This is a genomic window from Streptomyces sp. NPDC056480, from assembly GCF_042795405.1.
GTDB lineage: Bacteria > Actinomycetota > Actinomycetes > Streptomycetales > Streptomycetaceae > Streptomyces.
Genome location: NZ_JBHTSA010000075.1, coordinates 13,119 through 33,587, shown reverse-complemented (window position 1 = coordinate 33,587; position 20,469 = coordinate 13,119). Strand labels below are relative to the sequence as shown.

Below are 20,469 nucleotides of genomic sequence, written 5' to 3'. Positions count from 1 at the left end.
TTCCCGGCGGGTCAGCTCTTCCCGTCCCACTTGTAGACCGAGTAGATGTCCATGCAGGTCGCCTTGTCGTCGGCGCCCTCGGGCAGGTCGCCCGCCTCCGCCGCCGGCTTCTTGTAGGCGGTGCCCTCGCGCCAATCCGCCCCGACGATCAGCGTGATGCCCTCCGCCTTGGCGTCGGCCCTGACCTTGGCCTCCGGCAGCCCGAGGGCCTTCGCCACGGACACGGCGTTGGCCCTGCCCTGGTCGCCGGCGTCCTTCGGGTAGAGGACGACCGTGTCCTCGCGCGGCTGCGGCTCCTGGGAGGAGCCGGCCTGCGTGAAGCCCTTCTCCGAGAGCGCCGCGGTGATCGCCTTCGCGCGGCCCTCGACGGGCGCCTCGTCGGTCCCGGCCGTGCCGTTGGCGACGGTGACGGGGAAGGAGCCCGGGGCCTCGGCGGCCGTCTTCGGCTTCGCCGACGCGCCCGGCTTCGGCTTGGCCGTGGCCGCCTTGCCGTTCTTGTCGAAGGCGATGTCGTCACGGAGCATCGCCCACATCCGGTCCGCGGACGACTTCACCATCTGGAGCTTGTTCTTGTCCTGCGACCACTCGACCGTCGGGACCGTCGCCGTCGTGAGGCGGTTCATCTTCACGTTCTTGAGCTGCATCGACAGGTCGAAGAGCTTCTTCACGGACTTGAGCTCGTCGGAGACCTGGAGCGCCTGGGTGGCCGTCTCGGCGAGCCCCATCAGCTGACCGGTGTCGCTCCAGGCGTCCTGCTTCTGGAGCTTCTCGACCATGCCGTTGAGGTACATGTGCTGGGCCTTGGCCCGGCCCTGGTCGTTGCCGAAGGCGTGCCGGGTACGGAGCCACTGGAGGGCCTGCTTGCCCTGGATCTCGTGGGTGCCCTCGGGCAGCTTCAGACCCGAGCCGCCCTTCACCAGCCGGGTCGGCTTGTCCCAGACCCCGGTCTTCACACAGACGGGGACGCCGCCGACCTCGTCGGCCATCGCCACCACACCCGCGAAGTCGATCATCATCCAGTGGTCGATGTAGACCCCGGTGAGGCTCTCCCAGGTCGTCAGCGTGCAGCCGGGACCCCCGCGTCCCAGCGTCTCGTTGATGGGAGAGGTGGTCGTCGCCTGGTAGGTGGTGCCGTCCTTGCCCGTGCACTTCGGGATGGGCACGATGGTGTCGCGCGGGATGGAGACGATGGAGGCGTTCTGCCGGTCGGCCGAGACGTGCAGCAGCATCTGCACGTCCGCGAGCGGAGCGGACTGGCGCAGGTTCTTGCCGCCCCCGAGCGCCACGTTCTTGGCGTCGGCCCGGCTGTCGGAGCCGATCAGGAGGATGTTGAGCGGGGTGTCGCCGAGGGCGTTCGGTGCGGCCTTCTTGACGCCGCTCTCGCCGCCCGCGCGCGAGCCGCCGCGGATGTTGCCGTTGAGATGCTCGTAGTACAGGTATCCGGCGCCGGCCGTGCCGAGTATCAGCACCGCCAGCGTGATCGCGACCCAGCGCAGCACCTTGCGCTTGCCGGCCTTCTTGGCCCGCCGCCGCGAGCCGCCGCGACGGTGGCTCGACCGTCCGTCGGCGCCACCCCCGCCGCCGCTCCCGGCACCACGCCGGCGCTCGGCGCGGGTCGTCGTGTCGGAGCCGGCCGCCGTGTCCGTCTCCTCGGGAGCGTCGGCCGACCCGGCGCCGGTGGCCGCACCGGCGTCGTACAACTCGTCGTCCCAGCCCGTCTCACGGGCGCGCGGAACGCGTCGGCGCGTTCCCTCCCCACGCACGCTGTTCTGTCCCACCCCAGGTCCCCTCGTCAGTCAGGAGCGCGCCAAGTCCCGGTGTTTCCGGACTACTTGGCGCACACCTGCTTGTCAGCTTGTACCTTCTCGACGTCCGGCGCCTTCACCGGACCGTTGATGGGCACCCCCGCGCCCTTGAAGTCGGCACCGAGAACGAGCGTCATGGGCTCGCGTTCCGCGGCGTCCTGCGTGCCCGGCTTGAGAGCCGTGGCGGCCAGACCCATCATGTCCGCGAGCTTGCGGGCCTGATCGGCCTGGTTCGGTGCGTAGGTGAGCGTCGTCTTCGCCGCCTTCTCGGGGGCGTTGCTCTTGTTGGTGGAGCGGGTGACGCCCTCTTCGTTCTGCAGCCAGTTGATGGTCGACTGGGCCGCGCCCTGGATGCCGCTGCCGTTGAAGACGTCGACGCGTACGTCGACGGCCTCGGCGCGCGCACCCTGGAGGAGCTTCGCCTGGGCCTGCGCCTGGGCGTTCTTGGCGTCCTGCTGCTTCTTCTTCACCTCGGTGAGCGAGGTGTCGGCCTGCATCGCGGCGAAGAGCTGCGGTGCCTGCGTCGGGTGCGGCACCACGGTGATCGGCTTGGGCTCGTCCGGGTTGTCGATGACCGGGAGGGTCGCGAACGCGATGTTCTTCGTGTCGATCCCGGAGAGTTCCCCCGCCAGGTCCTGGAGCTTGCCGAGGGACCCTATGCCCTTGTCGACGGTGAGCGCGTCCGTCGCCGCCTGGGCGAGGTCGTACAGCTTCGTCGGGCTGGTGAGGGTCTCGTTCGACTTCATCTGCCGGATCATCGAGCCGAGGAACTGCTGCTGGACCTTGATCCGGTCCAGGTCGCTCTTGTTGCCGAAGCTGGAGCGGGTACGGACGAAGGCGAGCGCCTTCTCGCCCTCGATGACCGACTCGCCGGCCGGCAGCTTGAGGTGCGACTTGGGGTCGTCGACGGCCTTCTCGACACAGACCTTCACGCCGCCGACGGCCGAGGTCAGCTCCTTGACGGCGTTGAAGTCGACCATCATGAAGTGGTCGACGGTCAGGCCGGTCAGCTCCTTGACCGTACGCATGGTGCAGCCGGGGTCGCGGCCGTCCTGGCCGAGGCTCACGTTGAAGCGGGCCTGCTGCTGGCCGGGGATCGTGAGGATCTGGCCGTCGGGCTGCCGCGTCTGGCACTCGGGGATCGTCGTCATCAGGTCGCGCGGGATGGAGAGCGCCGTGGCGTTCGTCCGGTCCTTGGAGACGTGGAAGAGGATCGTGGTGTCCGCGTGACCGGGACTGTTGTTGTCGCCGTAGCCCGAGTTGCCCGCACCGGTCCGCTTGTCGGTGCCGATGATCAGGACGTTGAAGGCCTCGCCCTTGCGGAAGCCCTTGCTCTCGACACCCACCGGGTCGACGACGTCGATGTTCCCGTCGAGCTTGTTGTAGAGCAGGTACGCGCCGGTCGCGCCGCCGACGAGGACGAGCGCCATCGTGCCGCCGGTCCACAGCAGGACCTTCTTCTTGCGGGACGCGCCCTGCTTGCGCTTGCGGCGGCTCGCGGGCGACTCCTTGCCCCGGCCGCCTTCGGGCTCGGAGACCCGCCGGCGCCGCTGGCCGGGCACGGGCGCCTCGACGGGGGCGCCCACGGACGGGTCGGCCGAGGTGTCGCGCGACGCGGGAGCGGGAACGGTGGATCTACGGGCCCCGGACGACGTCCGCGGCTGTGACTGCCCAGCGGAGTGGTCCAGTCGCAGTTCGTAGTTGCCCGTCTGCGGGTTGAGCACCCACTGGTCGGCGGGGTCGATCTCGTCCGCCCGTCCACGGCTGTGCGCGTCCACGGTTACTCGAGTCCTCCGTCGGTGCCACGCGAGGCGCCTCCCCCACTGGGCGCCGCTCTCTCGGTCGTTCGATCCTTGGTGAGTGCGACCACGCGGTCGGGGTGCACCGGATCGCGTCACACTATCCGCCCAGTTCAGCGTGGGGCGACGCGCGTGACAAATTCCACGCCCCTTACAACCGGGCAATTTGCTCAAACCTCATCCCTCCCCACCCTCCCCTTGGTGCGCCCTTTACCCACCGCCCCCGCGGCCCCCTCCGGCGGCCGCGCTAGGAGCACACGCCTTCCGCGGCGCTGCGCCCCGTGAAGGTCGGCGTCACGGAGGGGACCGGGGTGTCCGCGTCGTCGGGCTTCCCGTCCGGCCCGCTCCCGCGCGCCCCCGTCCCGTCCTTCTTCTCGTCGCCCGGGGTCACCACGACGACCCGGTCCTCCCGTAGCTGCTTGAAGAGTTGACTCGCCGCCGGCTGCACCAGTTCGTCCCGGTTCGCGTTGTACGTGTAGGGGCGTCGGGGGACCGTGAGGAACAGCACCTTCTCGGTCGGGACGGCCCGCATCGAACGCGCCAGGTCGTACAGGTCCCGCAGTGAGTCGAGTCCCTGGTCGGTGGTGATCGCCTTGGTGGCCGCGTCCAGGACCGGATAGAGCTTGGTCGGGTTCAGCAGGACCCCGTCGCTCTGCACCTTGTTGACCAGGGCGCCGAGGAACTGCTGCTGGCGGTCCATGCGCTCGGTGTCGCTGCCGTTGCCGATCGACTTCCGGGCCCGTACGAAGCCGAGGGCCTGCTCCCCGTGGAGCGTCTGGCGCCCCGCGGGCAGCTTCAGCTTCGCGGCCGGGTCGTTCACGGGCTCCTTGAGGCAGACCTCCACGCCGTCGACGGCGTCCACCATCTTCTTGAAGCCCCGGAAGTCGATCACCATGTGGTGGTCGACCCGGATCCCGGTCAGCTTCTCGACGGTACGGATCGTGCACGCCGTACCGCCGAACTCGAAGGCCCAGTTGAACTGCGCGAACTGCTCACGGGTCCGCGTCCCGTCCGCCTTGCGGCAGCTCGGGATCGTCACCATCAGATCGCGGGGGAGCGACACGGCCGTCGCGCTCTTCTTCCCCGCCGACAGATGCAGCAGGATCGTCGTGTCCGAGCGCTGGGTGCCCTCGTCCTTGCCGTACTTCCGGTTCCCCTCGCCCGACCGGGTGTCCGAGCCGATGAGCAGGATGTTCCGGGCGGCCGAGACGACCGCCGCCGGGCGCTCCTTCTCGTACCTGCGGAGCTCGGTGGCGGCGGTGGTGTCCGTGGTGATGTTGCCGTCGAGCTTGCGGTAGAACCACCAGCCGACCCCGGCCGCGGCCAGCACGACGAGCGAGACGCCGAGCGCCGTCCACCGCAGCCAGTGGCGTCGGCGGCGCGGCCCCTCCGGAGTCCCGGCAGCCGTCCCCTCCGTCGCCGTCCCCTCCGTTGCCGGGGGATCAGGTTCGGCGGGCGTACCAGCACGGTCCGTCACGTCTGAGTCCGTCCTTCAAGGCGTCGGCGGTGCGCCGGGCGGCCGCCGGTCGTAGAAGGAGACGGCCGAACCCCACGCATGGTTGTGCGGAAGGAGTCGACTCCCCCCGGCCGATCATGTACCGGACGGGGCGCGGTGACGCGTGGACTCGGCGCGGTGCTAGGCCGAACGAGGGGGGTGATGGCGGTCATCCGGCGCCCGGGACGGTGGGCGCCGGTGCCGGACGGTCGGATGGGGCGCTCACCGGGGTGGGCGGGCACCCGCGGGCCGGGAGCGGCGGAGGCGCGTTCGGCGGCCGCCGGTCAGACCTCGGTGACGGTCACCCGCTCGCTCTCCACGCGCTTCGCCAGGGACTCGGACGACAGCTGGTCCAGGTTCCGGCAGAGGACCACGGAGCCGCCCGCCGCGAGCGGGGCGTACAGGCCCGTCGAGAGGCCCTTCCAGTCCCCGTAGTCCAGCCCGGAGAGCAGCCGGGAGCCAGGGGTGAGGCCGAGGGTCTCCGCGTCCGTGCGGGCCTGCTCGACGAGCTGCGCGCCACTGCGTTCCGTGCCGTCGACGACGAGCGCGGGAGCACCCGGATCGACCGGTGCGAAGGGGGCGAACCGGTCGCCCTGGCTCGGCACCTCGACCGCGTAGTCCGCGTACCCTGCGGGCGCGGCGGGGAAGCGGCGGCCCAGCGGGGCGAGGGAGAGCGCGATCCGCTCCCCGGAACAGGCGAGGCCCGCCTCGAGCGTGTCCGGCCCCGCGACCACCAGGTCCGCGCCGGCCGGGTCGCCGCCCACCTCCGCGGTCACGCCTACGGACGAGCAGGCGAGCAGCCAGACGGCCGACTGCCAGTGCGCGGGCAGCAGCAGCGCGAGCCTGTCGCCGGGTTCGGCGGACAGCTCGCCCTGGAGCAGGTTCGCCGTCTTGGCCACCCAATTGGCGAAGGTGGCGACGGACAATTCCACCCGCTCACCGGTGGCGTCGTCGTAGAAGGTGACCAAGGGGCGGGCGGGGTCCGCGGCGAGCGCGGATCGCAGCAGGTCGGCGGGGGTGCGGTCGCTGGCGTTCACGCCCGACAGCGTACGCGCGCCGCCGCGCCGGGGTCCGCCGTACCGGTGACGCCGTCCACCGGTCGGCCCGACGGGGCGTCGGTTTCCCGGCGGGTTCCCGACGCGCGGAACGGCCCCGAACTACGCACGATCGGCCCATGCGTTGCTCACTCGCCTCCTCGATCGCCGTGACCTGCGCGACGGTCCTCGCCCTGCCGGTCTCTCTCGCCGCACCCGCGGCGGCCGCGGTGCCATCGGCGCTGGGGCTGCCACCGGCGGCCACCGCGCAGCCACCCGCGCCCGAACTGCCCGGCGCCACGCAGTCCCTGCCCCTGGAGTCGCTGGACGACAGCGACCGCTCGCTGGGCGGCGGGACGGACGACGCCGACGTCCAGGGACTCACCCGACGCGACGTCAGACCCTTCTCGCTCGTCGGCGTCGTGTGGGACGACCCGACGGCCGCCCTGCACGGCGTCGTGCAGGTCCGCACCCGTGCCACCGGCGGCGGCGCCTGGTCGGAGTGGCAGGACGTGGAGACCCACAACGAGGAACACGGCGCCGACCCGGACACCGCGGAAGGCCACGGTCGGGCGCTCAAGGGGTCCACGGCCCCGCTGTGGGTGGGCGACTCGGACGGCGTCGAGATCCGGGTACGGGGGGACGAGCCGCTCCCCGAAGGCCTGCGGCTGGAACTCGTCGACCCCGGCGAGGCCCCGGGCGCTGCCCCGGCTCAGGACCCGACCGCGGCGGCGACCCCCGTGACCGCGGCCACGGTGGCCACGGCGGCCACGGCCGCCTCGTGGTCCCGCACGACGGCGGGCTCGCTGACCCTGGCCGGTCTGAACGCGGCGCAGGCGGCGGTGAGCGGTGTGAACACCCAGCTCGCCCCGTTCGGCGCGGCCTGGATCCCCGCCCTGTCGAAGGAGGCCACGGAGCTCACGCTTCCGTACCTGCCGACGGTGCCTCAGGCGATGGCCCCGCCGGCCGCCCTGGCCCTCCCGGACGAGGCCCAGGCTCCGGACGCGGCCCAGGCCCCCGCCGACGCCCAGGCCCCTGCCGACGCCCAGGCCAACGCCGACGCCCAGGCCCCCGCCGACGCCCAGGCCAACGCCGAGGCCCAGGCCCCCGAACAGCCGGCCGCGGCGAAGCCGTACATCGGCCCCCGCCCCAAGATCATCACCCGTGCGGGCTGGGGCGCCGACGAGCGGATCCGCGAGAAGGGCTTCGTCTACACGAAGACCATCAAGGCCGCCTTCGTGCACCACAGCGCCACCGGCAACAACTACACCTGCGCCCAGGCGCCCTCCGTTCTGCGCAGTATCTACCGCTACCACGTCCAGAGCAGTGGATGGCGAGACTTCGGCTACAACTTCGCCGTCGACAAGTGCGGAAACATCTACGAAGGCCGAGCCGGGGGAGTGGCCAAGCCGGTCCTCGGCGCGCACACCCTCGGTTTCAACACCAACAGCATGGGCATCGCCGTCCTCGGCACCTTCACCAAGAGCACCCCGCCGGCCGCCGTGGTGACCGCCGTCGCCCGTCTGACGGCCTGGAAGCTCGGTCTCCACGGGGTGAATCCGAAGGGCTCGGCGTACCTGGTCTCCGGCGGCGGAAACCTGTACAAGAAGGGCAGCACGGTCAAGCTCAACGCCATCGCGGGACACCGCGACGGATTCGCGACGGAGTGCCCCGGAGCACGGCTGTACGGCAAGCTCGGAACGGCCCGTACGAGCTCCGCGAAGTACCAGGGAAGGAGCTGATGGGGTCATCGGGGCAACCATCTGCCTAGACTGACCGGTCATATCGCACGGACGACCGAGACGGGCGAGCCGACCGGCCCCGAACAGGAAGCAGAGACGACAAGGTGACAGAAGCGATCCTCCTGGTCGGTGGCAAGGGAACAAGGCTGCGACCGCTCACGGTCAACACGCCCAAGCCCATGGTTCCGGCGGCCGGCGTCCCCTTCCTGACGCACCAGCTGGCCCGCGCCCGCGCCGCCGGCGTCGAGCACATCGTGCTCGCCACCTCCTACCTGGCCGAGGTCTTCGAGCCGCACTTCGGTGACGGCTCGGCGCTCGGCCTGAGCCTGGAGTACGTCACCGAGGAGGAGCCGCTCGGCACCGGCGGCGCGATACGCAACGTCGCCTCGCGACTGCACTCGGGCCCCGACGACCCGGTCCTCATCTTCAACGGGGACATCCTCACGGGCCTCGACATCCAGGCCCTCGTCGCCACCCACTCCTCCTCCGGCGCGGACGTCTCGCTGCACCTCACCCGGGTCGAGGACCCGCGCGCCTTCGGCCTGGTCCCCACGGACGCCACCGGCCGCGTCACGGCCTTCCTGGAGAAGCCGCAGACGCCCGAGGAGATCGTCACCGACCAGATCAACGCGGGGGCGTACGTCTTCCGCCGCTCGGTCATCGACACGATCCCCGCAGGCCGCCCCGTCTCGGTCGAACGCGAGACCTTCCCGGAACTCCTGGCTTCCGGCGCCCACCTCCAGGGCATGGTCGACTCCACGTACTGGCTGGACCTCGGCACCCCGCAGGCCTTCGTCCGCGGCTCCGCCGACCTGGTCCTGGGCCGCGCGCCGTCCCCGGCCGTCCCGGGCCGCTGCGGCGACCGCCTGGTCCTCCCGTCGGCCCGTGTCGCCCCGGACGCCAAGCTGACCGGCGGCACGGTCGTCGGCGCGGACGCGGTCGTCGGCGAGGGCGCCCGCATATCGGGCTCCACGCTGCTGGCCGGCGCGGTCGTCGAACCGGGCGCGGTGGTCACCGACTCCCTGATCGGCGCGGGCGCCCGCATCGGCGCGCGCACGGTCCTGACGGGCGCGGTGATCGGCGACGGCGCGCAGGTGGGCCCGGACAACGAACTCCGCGACGGCATAAGAATCTGGTGCGACGCCACCCTCCCCGCCGCCACGATCCGCTTCTCCTCGGACCAGTAACCCCAGGTCCTCCACCCAGCCGCCCTAGCCCCCACGGGGCACCCCCGCCGCCGTCCACCCCGTTGTGGGCATTCGTTCCGCTGGGGCGGAACGGGTGGGCACAACGGACGGCGCCCCTTGCCGGGCCTAGGCTTCCGCGCCTGAACCCGCACCACAGGTGCGGCGCACGAGGGGTGCGGGCCAGGGCACAAGGGGCGGAGGCGCCGCCAAGGGCGCCGTCCCGTGTGCCCACCCGTCCCGCCCTGCGGGACGATTGCCCACACGGCGGGTGGGTGAGGGCGCGGCGGCCCGCACACCGACGGCAAGGGGCGTGCCCGCACAGCGTGGCGAGGGCGCCGGCTCACGTGCGGCGGCGAGGGCGCCGCGCCCCGCAGGCAAGGCGCCGGCCCGGCCAAAGCGCACAGCGCCAAGCCCCCACCCCCACCCACCGGGCTACGCTCGTACCCATGGCCGGCCGCTTCAGACCCCCCACCCCCACCACCCGCACCACGATCCGCGGCGGCCACACCCCCGTACCCACGCCCCCCGACTCCCCCGTGGATCTCGGCCTCACCCTCGGCCCCCTGCGCCGCGGCCCCGCCGACCCCACCTTCCGTGTGACTCCCGACGGCTCCGTCTGGCGGGCGAGCCGCACCCCCGACGGCCCCGGCACGATCCGGGTGGCGGTCCGGGAAGGGACAGCCGCGGGCGCGGCCGAGGCCGAGGCCTGGGGTCCGGGCGCGACCTGGCTCCTGGACAACGCCCCCGCCCTCCTCGGCGCCGAGGACGACCCCACCGCCTTCGTCCCCCGCCACAAGCTGGTCCTGGCGTCCCACCGCCGCCGCCCCGGCCTCCGGCTGACCCGCACGGGCCTGGTCCTGGAGTCGCTGATCCCGACGATCCTGGAGCAGAAGGTCACGACGACGGAGGCGTACGGGGCCTGGCGGCAGCTCGTACGGACGTACGGCGAGCCCGCGCCGGGCCCGGCCCCCGAGGGCATGTACGTGATGCCGGACGCACGGACGTGGACGCAGATCCCGTCGTGGGAGTGGCACCGCGCGAACGTCGACGGCAAGCGCTCGGCGACGATCGTCCGCGCGGCCAGGGTCGCGGCCCGCCTGGAGGAGGCCGTCCTCATGGACCCGCCGGCGGCCCGCAGGCGCCTGGAGCTGATCCCGGGCATCGGCCCGTGGACGAGCGCGGAGACGATCCAGCGCAGCAACGGCGCCCCGGACGAGGTCACCACCGGCGACCTCCACCTGCCCGGCATCGTCGGCTGGGCACTGGCGGGCGACCGGACGGCCGACGACGAGGCGATGCTCGACCTCCTGGCCCCGTACGAGGGCCAACGCCACCGAGCGGCCCGCCTGATCCTCCTCAGCGGCCGGGTCCCACCCCGCAGGGCCCCCCGCATGACCCCGGGCAACATCACGGGTCTCTAGCATCCGGCGAGGCCCACGGCCGGGCAGGCCACCACCGCCAGGCCCACGGCTGCGCAGGCCCACGGCCCAGCGGGTCAGACCCACCACCACAGCCGACCACCACCGCAGCCGACCCACCACCCGGCAGGCCCACCGCCTGTCAGGCGCAAGGCCCGGCAGGCCACCACCCGGCAGGCCACCACCCGGCAGGCCCGCCAACCAAACCGCAGGCCCCCGCCCACCGACGGCCCCGCCCCTACCTCACCGCCACGAACTCCGCAGCCACCCGCGCCCCCCGCACCCTCGGTTCCCCCGCCGCGTGGCCGATGGCCACCGCGCCCAGCGGGTCCCAGTCCTCCGGCAGGTCGAGGACCTCGCGTACGACGTCGCGGCAGAACATCGTCGAGGACACCCACGCCGAGCCGAGACGCTCACCGGCCAGCGCCACCAGGAAGTTCTGGACGCCCGCGCCCGCCGCCACCACGAACATCTCGCGCTCGGCGGTGTCCCGCCGCGGGTCGCCGTAGTGGTGGGAGCCGTCCATGACGAGGCAGGGCACCGCGAGGTACGGGGCGTTGCGCAGGACGTCCCCGCGCCGGACCCGCTTCGCGATGGACTCCTCGGACCGGCCGTCCCGCCGCAGGTCCGCGATCCACGCGTCCCGCATCGCGTCGAGCAGCCGTACCCGCGACTCCGCCGACTCCAGGAGCACGAACCGCCACGGCGTCGTGTGGTGCGGGGCCGGCGCCGTCAGGGCCGCCGCCACCGCGCGCCGTACCGCCCCCGGGTCGACCGGGTCGTCGGTGAACTCCCGTACGGTCCGCCGCAGCGTCACCGCCTCCCGTACGGCCTCCGACGTGCCCAGCCGGAACATGTCGTCGGCGGCGGCGCGCACCAGCGCCCGCGCCCCCGGCTCCTCGTCCCCGGCCACCACGTGCGGAAGACCCCGGACGACGGCGACCGGCAGACCCGCCGCCTTGCCCTTCACCAGGTCGCCCGCGGCGGCGAGTTCGTCCGCCGTGGCGACCACCGTCGCGCTCAGCGGATTGCCGAACGCGTCGGTCCCGCCGCGCAGGTCGTCGAGGACCCGCACTCCGGCCGCGCCGATCGCCACGTCGGTGAGCCCGGCGCGCCAGGGCCGCCCGAACGTGTCCGTGACGACGACCCCCACGTCCACGCCGAGCGCCTCGCGCAGGCCCGAACGGATGCGTCGCGCCGAGGCGTCGGGATCCTCGGGCAGCAACAGGACGGTCCCGGAAGGGGTGTTGGACGCGTCGACACCGGCGGCGGCCATGACGAGGCCCTGCCGGTTCTCGACGATCCGCAGGGTGCCGCGCCGCGCCACCACCCGTACCGTCTCGGCGTCTATGGCCTCCTCGCGGTCGTCGGCGGCGATCACCCGCCCCTCGGCCTTGCTCACGATCTTGGAGGTGACGAGGAGGACGTCCCCGTCGACGAGTTCCGGCGAGACGGAGGAGATCAGCTTGGCCAGGTCGTCCCCGGCCGTCACCTCCGGCAGCCCGGGCAGTGCCCAGACCCGATACGAGGGAGCCTCCTGCGGCACTCCCTCCCCGACAACCCCCGCCACGTCCGCCACGCCCGCCACGTCTGCCAAGTCCGTCCCGTCCGCCACGTCCGTCCCGTCCGTCACCGCAGCTCCTCCGCGAGCGCCAGTGCCTCCCGGGCCATCGCGGCCGTCGCGTCGACATCGGTCATCATCAGCGGGACCGCCCGGCAGCGGATGCCCGCCGCCTCGACGTCCGCGACGGCGCCCTCGTCGACGGTGTCGACGAGCCAGCCGCCGAGCAGCTCGGAGCCGTAGTTCGCGGCGACCGCCGCCGCCGTCGACTCCACGCCGACCGCCGCGAGCACCTTGTCGGCCATGCCGCGCACCGGCGCGTCGCCGACGATGGGGGAGAGGCCGACGACGGGCGCCGCGGCCGCGACGATCGCCTCACGGATCCCGGGTACGGCCAGGATCGTCCCGACGCTCACCACGGGGTTGGACGGGGGGAAGAGGATGACGTCGGCCTCGGCGATGGCGTCCAGGACGCCCGGCGCGGGCTTCGCCGCCTCCGCGCCGACCGGCACGATCGCCTTCGCGTCGACGGAGGCGCGCAGTTTCACCCAGTACTCCTGGAAGTGCACCGCACGCTGCTCGCCGTCGACCTCGATCGCCACGTGCGTCTCGACGCGGTCGTCGGACATGGGGAGGAGGCGTACGCCCGGCTGCCAGCGGGCGCAGAGCGCCTCGGTGACGGCGCTCAGCGGGTAGCCCGCGCCGAGCATCTGCGTACGGACGATATGGGTCGCGAAGTCCCGGTCGCCGAGGCCGAACCACTCGGGTCCGACGCCGTACGCCGCGAGTTCCTCCTTGACGGTGAAGGACTCGTCCGTACGTCCCCAGCCCTGTTCCTCGTTGATGCCACCACCGAGGGTGTACATCACCGTGTCCAGGTCGGGGCAGACCTTCAGCCCGAAGAGATGGATGTCGTCACCGGTGTTGCCGACGACCGTGATCTCCGCGTCCGGCGCGGCCTGCTTGAGGCCGCGAAGGAAACGGGCACCACCGATACCGCCGGCCAGAACCACAATGCGCATGCGAACAGTCTGTCAGCCGGAGGCTGATCGTATGAGGGGTGGTGGCCGGGCGACGGGTGGGGCTGTCAGCCGGAGGCTGATCGTATGAGGCGTGGTGGCCGGGAGGGGGTGGGGCTGTCAGCCGACGACGGCGCCCGGGGCGAGCGGGGCGAGCGGTGGGGCGACGGGGGCGCACTGCGCCTGGAGCGACTCGTGCATCGGCATCTCGGTGAGGCCGGGGAAGTAGACGTGCAGGCTGACGGCGGGTTCGAGGGAGTCGTTGACGACCTCGTGGACGTACCCCGGCGCGAACACCCTCTCCGTGCCCGGCGCGAGCGTCCGCGTGCCCCGCTCCGTGCGTTCCGTCAGTTCGCCCTCCAGGACGGTCAGTACGCCGGAGGAGACGCCGTGGTCGTGGAGCCCGCTGCCCTGGCCGGGCACCCAGGAGAGCAGCCACACCTCGTAGCCGGGGCCGGTGCGGAGCCGGTGGTACCAGCGGGTCGTGGCGTCGTACTCGACGTACGGGGCCCACTGGGCGCGGTCGTCGGCGATCGAGCGGGCCAGGCCGGCGAACTCGGCCACCGTCCGGGGGTGGGCGCGCTCGGGCTGGAGGAGGTGCGGGACCTCGAGGATGTCGCCGGCGATCTGAAGGTCGCTGTCCATGTTCATGGGTGGGGTGGTTCCTCAGCAGAAACAGAAGCGGTGGGGGTCACGGAGAAAAGGTGACGCGAGTGACGCAGGGTGACGCTGGGGGAGAAGCTGGAGCTCTACGGCATCAACAGCTGGGACAGCAACAGCAACAGCGCGCCTGGACAGCGCTGCGGAACCCACGGCTGTGGGTCGCGGAGAGCGCTGCGGTCGCTGGCATGCCACCAAAGGTGGCCGGAACAACACCCGACTGTCAACCCAATGCCCGATTTGGGGGTAATGTTTCACCTCATCCGGTTACAGTGCGCGGAGAAAGGTTTGTTCAGCCGCGGACCAGGAGAGATGGCGCTTCAACTGTGCCCGTAAACATGGCGGCGCCCGCGTGATCGACCACGCTCGGTCACCACGCGGATCCCGGCGGGTCCGTGATCGGACTGTGATCCGGGTCGCTTCCATGGCTGGATCGCAACAAGATCCAAGTCTCGGACGTCCTCCCTTGTGAAGGGTCGCGCACGGTGCACCCAGGCCGGTGGCATGTGTCTCGTTTTTTGGTGATTTGAACACTTTCCGCATACGCTTGGTTCCGCAGAGTGAATACGAGGCCCAATAGCAGATCTCGGCTTGACTCGCGCAGAGCACGAACTTGTAATTTCACTCGTGTCGTTCGGCCGGGTTCGCAACGGCAAGACCACGGGGACGCACAGAACAGACGAGGGGCGCACATGACCGAGTTGTTCCAGGAACTGCTGGTCGAGGACGCGGACGAAGAACTCGGCTGGCAGGAGCGCGCGCTGTGCGCCCAGACCGATCCTGAGTCCTTCTTCCCCGAGAAGGGCGGCTCGACCCGAGAGGCCAAGAAGGTATGCCTTGCCTGCGAGGTCCGCTCCGAATGCCTCGAATACGCCCTGCAGAACGACGAGCGGTTCGGCATCTGGGGCGGTCTCTCCGAGCGCGAGCGGCGCCGCCTGAAGAAGGCCGCGGTCTGAACCGCCGCCCGAACCGCGCGAAGCCTCCCGGGCCCGCGCGAAGCGCGAAGCCTCCCGGGCCCGCGCGAAGCCTCCCGGGCCCCCGCCCGCCGGGGCGCGCACACCGAGAACACGCGGTCCACCGAGAACGGTCCGCCACCTGTGGTTCATCCCCAGGAGGCGGACCGTTCCGCGTGTCGGGAGACGCGAAGGGCGCTGTCGGGGCGCGGGCCGTCCGCTGCCGGGAGCCGCGCCCCTCCGCCCGTACCGAGGGAAACTCCGCGCGCGTCGCGAGAAACCCTTCCTCCCGCTCTGTCCACAGCGGCGGCGGACCGCTCCGCGTGCAGCCGTTAGTGTGGGCCTCCGTCCGAGACGCTTCCCACGCCCCCCGCGGGGCGACCCCGGCCGGAGGGCCCGTAGCTCGATGTCCTCAACTCCTGAGTTTCCGCGACACGTCGTCACCGCCGTGCTCGTCACCCACGACGGTGCCCGCTGGCTGCCGGACGCCCTCGCCGGGCTGCTCGCCCAGGAACGCCCCGTGCAGAACGTGGTCGCCGCCGACACCGGCAGCGCCGACGACTCGGCGCAGCTCCTCGCCGACGGCATCGGCGCCGACCGCGTCCTCCATCTCGCCCGCCGCACCGGCTTCGGTGCCGCCGTCGAGGAGGCCGCCCGCACCGCGCCCGTGCTCGGACCCGAGGACCTCCCCTATCTGAAGCGCCCCAGCGGCTGGGACCCGGTCAGCCGGAGCTGGAACGACGAGGCGTACGACCTCCCCGAACTCCCGCACGGCGAACCGGTGCAGTGGCTCTGGCTGCTCCACGACGACTGCGCCCCCGAGCCCGGCGCCCTCGCCGAACTCCTGCGCGTGGCCGACTCCGACGCGGACGCCGCCGTCATCGGCCCCAAGCTGCGCGGCTGGTACGACCGGAAGCAGCTGCTCGAGACCGGCGTCTCCATCGCCCGCAGCGGCCGCCGCTGGACCGGACTCGACCGCCGCGAGCAGGACCAGGGCCAGCACGACCAGGTCCGCTCCGTCCTCTCCGTCTCCACCGCCGGCATGCTCGTCCGCCGCGACGTCTTCGAGGAGCTCGGCGGCTTCGACCGCCGCCTGCCCCTCATGCGCGACGACGTCGACCTGTGCTGGCGCGCCCACTCCGCGGGACACCGCGTCCTGATCGCCCCCGACGCCGTCCTCCGGCACGCCGAGGCCTCCGCCCGCGAGCGCCGCACCGTCGACTGCGCCGGACGCACCGCCGCCAACCCGCACCGCGTCGACAAGGCCGGCGCCGTCTACACCCTCCTCGCCAACAGCCGCGGCGCCGCCCTCCCGTACGTCTTCCTCCGGCTGATCGTCAGCACCCTGCTCCGCACCCTCGCCTATCTCGTCGGCAAGGTCCCCGGGCAGGCCGTCGACGAGGTCATGGGCCTCCTCGCCACCCTGCTGCGCCCCGAGAAGATCCTCGCCGCCCGCAGCCGCCGCAAGAACCCCGTCGTCCCGGCGAACGAACTCCGCCCGCTGTTCCCGCCGCCCGGCGCCACCGTCCGCGCCGCCGTCGAACAGTTCACCGCCAACTTCGGCGGCTCCGAGGCCGATTCCGGCGGCTCCCGCCACGGCGTCGTCGAGTCCGGACCCGGCGGCGACGACGCCGACTACCTGGAGGTCGAGCAGTTCGCCCGGCTGAAGAAGATCGCCCGCAAGCCCGGCCCGGTCCTCTTCGCCCTTCTGCTCCTCATCTCCCTGGTCGCCTCCCGCAACCTCTTCGCCGGCGGCGCGCTGGCCGGCGGCGCCCTGCTGCCCGCGCCCGACACCGTCTCCGAGCTCTGGTCGCGGTACGCCGACGGCTGGCACGCCCTCGGCACCGGCGGCACCCAGACCGCCCCGCCGTACCTCGCCGTCCTGGCCGCGCTCTCCGCGCTCTTCCTCGGCTCCACCTCCACCGCGCTGACCCTGCTGCTCGTCTGCTCGGTCCCGCTCGCCGGCTTCACCGCGTACTTCGCCGCCCGCGGCATCGTCGAGTCCCGGCTCCTGCGCGCCTGGGGCGCCATCGCGTACGCGTTCCTGCCCGCCGCCACCGGGGCCCTCGCCACCGGCCGGCTCGGCACCGCGGTCCTCGCGATCCTGCTCCCGCTGACGGCCCGCGCCGCCGTCGCCGCCCACGGCTTCAACCGGCCGGACCGGGGCAGCTGGCGCGCCACCTGGGCGTACACCTTCCTGCTGACCTTCGCCACCGCGTTCACCCCGGTCGTCTGGCCGCTCGCCGTGCTCCTCGGCCTCGGTGTGCTCGTCGTACGCCGCTCCGACATCACCGCGTACGGGCTGCGCTTCCTGGCCGCCGTCGGCACCCCGCTCCTCGTCCTCGCCCCCTGGTCGCTGACCCTGCTCTCCGACCCGGCCGCGTTCCTGCGCGAGGCCGGCCTCGACATCCGTACGGGCACGGCCACCGCGCTCGACCTGCTCGGCACCAGCCCCGGCGGCCCCGGCACCACCGGCGGCCTCCTCCTTGCCGGCCTGGTCCTCGCCGGCCTGGCCGGGCTGCTGCGCGAGGAGCGGCAGCTCGCCGTCCGCGCCGCCTGGGCCGCCGGCCTCGCCGGCCTCCTCTTCGCCGCCCTGTCCAACGGCGCGGGCGGCACCGGCTGGGCCGGACCCGCCACCCTCGTCTACGGCGCCGCGCTCATCGCCGCCGGCATGATCGGCGCCGAGGGCGGCCGCAGCCGCGTCGCCGCCCACGGCTTCGGCTGGCGCCAGCCCGTCGCCGCCCTGATCGCCCTCGCCTGCGCCGTCGGCCCCGCCGTCGCCGCCGTCGGCTGGATGATCGCCGGCGCCGACGGCCCGCTGACGCGCCGCGACCCGGTCCAGGTCCCGGCGTTCGTCGCCGAGGAGTCCGGCACCCGCGACCAGCCCCGCACCCTCGTCCTCGGCGGCACCTCGCCGGGCGAGGTCACGTACACCCTGGTCCGCGGCTCAGGCGTCCGCCTCGGTGACGCCGAACTCAACGCGGCCGCCGAGGACGCCCCCCGTCTCGACGACGTCGTCGCCCACCTGGTCGCCGGCTCCGGCGCCGACCAGACCGAGCAGCTCAGCGGCTACGCGATCCGCTACGTCCTGGTACGGGACGGGGCACCGCGCCAGATGAGCCGCGTCCTCGACTCCACCCCCGGACTCAGCCGCCTCAGCCAGCTCGACGGCAGCGCGCTCTGGCGGGTGGACCGCGAGATCGCCCGCGTCATGATCGTCCCGCCGGCGGCGAAGACCGCGGACGGCGCGACCCAGGGGACCGCGGACTCCGCCAAGGCGCCGACCGCCCCGGTCGCCGTCGCCGCCGGCCCCGTCGAGGCGCACACCGAGATCCCGGCCGGCCCCGCCGGCCGCGTCCTGCGCCTCGCCGACCGCGCCGACGAGGGCTGGACCGCCACCCTCGACGGCAAGGAGCTGACCCGCACCACCGTCGACGGCTGGGCCCAGGGCTTCGAGCTCCCCGCCCAGGCCGGCCGCCTCGACCTCACGTACGACCAGCCCCTCACCCACACGGCGTGGATCTGGGCCCAGGTCGGCCTCGCCGTCGTCCTCCTCGTCCTCGCCCTGCCCGGCCGGCGCCGCGAGATCGACGACGACCTGCCCGAGGAGGAGCTCGCCATCCCCGCCCAGGCGACCGAGGGCGACGGCCGCCGCGCCCGCCGCCTGCGCGCCGCCGCGGAGGCCGAGGCGGAGGGCGATGCCGCCGAGACCGGGGGGCACGACCCGGCGCCGGAGACCACCGGGATCCCGGAGCAGCAGACCCAGGAGCCCCAGGAGTGGGACGGCGGCTACGACCCCGCCTACGCCCAGGCCCAGGAACAGCCGCAGGGCGGCCACCAGGAGCAGCCCCAGCCCCAGGCGTACGCCGAGCAGGGCTACTACCAGGAGTACGCGGCCGACCCGTACCAGCAGCAGCCGTACGCGTACCCCCAGCAGGGCTACGAGCAGCAGCCGCAGCAGTACGACCAGCAGCAGCCGTACGCCGACCAGGGCTACGACCCGCAGCAGTACGACCCCCAGCAGGCGCAGTACGGCCAGCAGGGCTACGAGCAGCAGCAGTACGACCCGCAGCAGTACGACCCGTACACCTACGGCTACGGGCACCCCCAGGGCCACGAGACCGAGCAGCGTCCCGACGGGAGCAGCAACCAGTGAAGCGCACGACCCTCTCCCTGATCGCGGGTGCCACGGCGCTCGCCGCCGTCACCGGCTTCGCGTCCCTCACCGCCCCGGGAAGCACCGCCGCCCCCCAGGCCAAGGCCCCCACCCGACTGCCGGTCGAGCGCGCGGGCCTGGCCTGCCCGGTGCCCAGCACCTCCGAGGTCGCCGAGACCCTCTACACCTCGTACACCCCGCTCAGCGGCGGTGGCACGGACGCGGCGAAGGGCGGCGCGGGCGGCTCCGGTACGGCCGGCAAGCCCGCCCCGGCCACCGCGCAGCTGCGCCCCGCCGCGAGCACGACGACCTCAGGCGGCGCCACCCAGGGCGGCAAGAAGGCCAAGGCCCCGAAGGCCCCGGCCACCGTCACCGCCCCCGGCAAGCCCGTCACCGTCGAGGTGAACGGCCCCGCCGCACCCGCCCTCACCGGCGCGGCGACCGGCACCCTCGCCCCCGGCTGGACCGTCCAGCAGACCACCGTCGTCCCGGCGGGCGGCGCCCGCGGCCTCCTCGGCCTCAGCTGCGGCGCCCCCGACACCGACTTCTGGTTCCCCGCGGCCTCCACCGCCAAGGAACGCCAGGACTACGTCCACCTCACCAACCCCGACGACACCGCCGCCGTCGCCGACATCGAGCTGTACGGCCCCGAGGGCGTCCTCAAGTCCCAGTTCACCGAGGGCATCCCGGTCCCCGCCCGCTCCACGGTCCCCGTCCTGCTCTCCACCCTCACGGGCGAGGCCCCGCAGCAGTCCGTCACCGTCCACGTCACCACCCGCAGCGGCCGGGTCGGCGCGGCCATCGCCTCCGCCGACGAGAAGCTCGGCAGCGACTGGCTGGCGGCCTCGGCCGACCCCGCCGGCACCGCCGTGCTCCCCGGCATCCCGGCCGACGCCACCTCCGTACGCCTGGTGGCCTTCGTCCCGGGCGAGGACGACGCCGACCTGAAGATCCAGCTGGTCAGCCGGAACGGCACCATCGTCCCGGCGAGCGCCCGCTCCCTTCACGTGAAGTCGGGGATGACGGCCGCGATCGAGCTGCCGGACCTCACCCGCGGCGAGGTGGGCTCGCTGATGCTCAGCCCGAGCGACCCGAAGAAGGCCGCGCCGGTCGTGGCCGCCCTCCGGGTGGTCCGCGGCAAGGGGGACGACACCGAGGTCGCCTTCGTACCGGCGACGGGGGCGATCTCCGCCCGCGCGACGGTCGCCGACAACCGGGCCAAGGGGACGACGCTGGCCCTGACGGCCGTCGGCGCGGCGGCGCAGGTGAAGGTCACCGCCTCGGCGGGGTCCGGCGGCGGGACGCCCGTGACGAAGACGGTCACGGTCAAGGAGGGCACGACGACGGCCCTGACCGACCTGGTCCCCGAGGGCCTCAAGGGCTCCTACGCGCTGACCGTCGAGCCGGTCTCCGGCGGCAAGGTGTACGCGTCGAGGACGCTGGCGGTGCCACTGGACGGCACCCCGATGTTCACGGTCCAGACCTTCGTGGACGACCGGGGCACGGTCGAGGTCCCGTCGGCCCGCCAGGACCTGGGGGTCCTGGACTAGGGGCGAGGAGCGAGGAGCGAGGTCGGCCGGGACCGGGCGGGCCCGCCCGGTCCCGGGCGGCGGACAGCCGCGGCCCGTGCGGGGGAAAGC

At 73.1% G+C, this 20,469-nt stretch carries 13 protein-coding genes; 6 read left to right on the top strand and 7 right to left on the bottom strand.

The window, feature by feature from the left end:
• Positions 1-11 precede the first annotated feature (11 nt).
• The 4 genes from ACFQ79_RS27590 to ACFQ79_RS27575 all read right to left on the bottom strand — a co-directional run bounded on the left by ACFQ79_RS27590 (position 12) and on the right by ACFQ79_RS27575 (position 6,136).
• Positions 12-1,778: an LCP family protein gene (locus ACFQ79_RS27590; protein ID WP_383588389.1), complete on the bottom strand. Its 1,767-nt coding sequence runs from the start codon at positions 1,776-1,778 to the stop codon at positions 12-14.
• Positions 1,779-1,828: 50 nt separating this feature from the next.
• Positions 1,829-3,583 (bottom strand): LCP family protein, encoded by a 1,755-nt coding sequence (locus ACFQ79_RS27585; RefSeq protein WP_383588386.1) that lies wholly within the window; start codon positions 3,581-3,583, stop codon positions 1,829-1,831.
• A gap of 268 nt (positions 3,584-3,851) precedes the next feature.
• On the bottom strand, positions 3,852-5,081 hold the full coding sequence (locus ACFQ79_RS27580; RefSeq protein ID WP_383588383.1) for an LCP family protein: 1,230 nt from the start codon (positions 5,079-5,081) through the stop codon (positions 3,852-3,854).
• Between the two features lie 302 nt (positions 5,082-5,383).
• Complete coding sequence (locus ACFQ79_RS27575; RefSeq protein WP_383588379.1) at positions 5,384-6,136, bottom strand: TIGR03089 family protein; 753 nt, start codon at positions 6,134-6,136, stop codon at positions 5,384-5,386.
• 137 nt (positions 6,137-6,273) lie between these two features.
• On the opposite strand from ACFQ79_RS27575, the gene ACFQ79_RS27570 reads away from it, so the two are divergent.
• From ACFQ79_RS27570 to ACFQ79_RS27560, 3 genes are all read left to right on the top strand, one after another.
• Entirely contained in the window at positions 6,274-7,875 is a 1,602-nt protein-coding gene (locus tag ACFQ79_RS27570; protein ID WP_383588376.1) for a peptidoglycan recognition protein, read from the top strand.
• A gap of 104 nt (positions 7,876-7,979) precedes the next feature.
• Positions 7,980-9,062 carry a sugar phosphate nucleotidyltransferase gene (locus ACFQ79_RS27565; protein WP_383588374.1) on the top strand — a complete coding sequence of 361 codons (1,083 nt, stop codon included), beginning with the start codon at positions 7,980-7,982 and terminating at the stop codon, positions 9,060-9,062.
• Between the two features lie 446 nt (positions 9,063-9,508).
• A complete protein-coding gene (locus tag ACFQ79_RS27560) occupies positions 9,509-10,483 on the top strand; it encodes a DNA-3-methyladenine glycosylase family protein (protein ID WP_383588371.1) in 975 nt (324 codons plus the stop codon).
• A 235-nt stretch (positions 10,484-10,718) separates the two neighbouring features.
• Here the strand turns inward: ACFQ79_RS27560 and ACFQ79_RS27555 are convergent, their stop codons facing one another.
• The 3 genes from ACFQ79_RS27555 to ACFQ79_RS27545 all read right to left on the bottom strand — a co-directional run bounded on the left by ACFQ79_RS27555 (position 10,719) and on the right by ACFQ79_RS27545 (position 13,711).
• Positions 10,719-12,050: a coenzyme F420-0:L-glutamate ligase gene (locus ACFQ79_RS27555; protein ID WP_383588411.1), complete on the bottom strand. Its 1,332-nt coding sequence runs from the start codon at positions 12,048-12,050 to the stop codon at positions 10,719-10,721.
• Positions 12,051-12,109: 59 nt separating this feature from the next.
• On the bottom strand, positions 12,110-13,063 hold the full coding sequence (cofD, locus tag ACFQ79_RS27550) for a 2-phospho-L-lactate transferase (protein ID WP_383588368.1): 954 nt from the start codon (positions 13,061-13,063) through the stop codon (positions 12,110-12,112).
• A 117-nt stretch (positions 13,064-13,180) separates the two neighbouring features.
• A complete protein-coding gene (locus ACFQ79_RS27545) occupies positions 13,181-13,711 on the bottom strand; it encodes a cysteine dioxygenase (protein WP_383588365.1) in 531 nt (176 codons plus the stop codon).
• A 701-nt stretch (positions 13,712-14,412) separates the two neighbouring features.
• On the opposite strand from ACFQ79_RS27545, the gene ACFQ79_RS27540 reads away from it, so the two are divergent.
• The 3 genes from ACFQ79_RS27540 (at position 14,413) to ACFQ79_RS27530 (ending at position 20,379) form a co-directional block, all read left to right on the top strand.
• Positions 14,413-14,676: a WhiB family transcriptional regulator gene (locus ACFQ79_RS27540; RefSeq protein WP_015033978.1), complete on the top strand. Its 264-nt coding sequence runs from the start codon at positions 14,413-14,415 to the stop codon at positions 14,674-14,676.
• Between the two features lie 403 nt (positions 14,677-15,079).
• Entirely contained in the window at positions 15,080-18,829 is a 3,750-nt protein-coding gene (locus ACFQ79_RS27535; RefSeq protein WP_383588362.1) for a glycosyltransferase family 2 protein, read from the top strand.
• The gene (locus ACFQ79_RS27530; protein WP_383588359.1) at positions 18,826-20,379 is read left to right on the top strand and encodes a DUF5719 family protein; all 1,554 of its coding nucleotides are present in this window, start codon (positions 18,826-18,828) and stop codon (positions 20,377-20,379) included. The genes ACFQ79_RS27535 and ACFQ79_RS27530 overlap by 4 nt, the downstream gene beginning before the upstream one ends.
• The last annotated feature ends 90 nt before the right edge of the window (positions 20,380-20,469 follow it).

Bases quoted from the DNA above. Each gene is read 5' to 3' on its own strand.
- ACFQ79_RS27560 (WP_383588371.1), top strand. From the start codon at position 9,509: ATGGCCGGCCGCTTCAGACCCCCCACCCCCACCACCCGCACCACGATC.
- ACFQ79_RS27545 (WP_383588365.1), bottom strand. From the start codon at position 13,711: ATGAACATGGACAGCGACCTTCAGATCGCCGGCGACATCCTCGAGGTC.
- cofD (WP_383588368.1), bottom strand. From the start codon at position 13,063: ATGCGCATTGTGGTTCTGGCCGGCGGTATCGGTGGTGCCCGTTTCCTT.
- ACFQ79_RS27540 (WP_015033978.1), top strand. From the start codon at position 14,413: ATGACCGAGTTGTTCCAGGAACTGCTGGTCGAGGACGCGGACGAAGAA.
- ACFQ79_RS27535 (WP_383588362.1), top strand. From the start codon at position 15,080: ATGTCCTCAACTCCTGAGTTTCCGCGACACGTCGTCACCGCCGTGCTC.
- ACFQ79_RS27570 (WP_383588376.1), top strand. From the start codon at position 6,274: ATGCGTTGCTCACTCGCCTCCTCGATCGCCGTGACCTGCGCGACGGTC.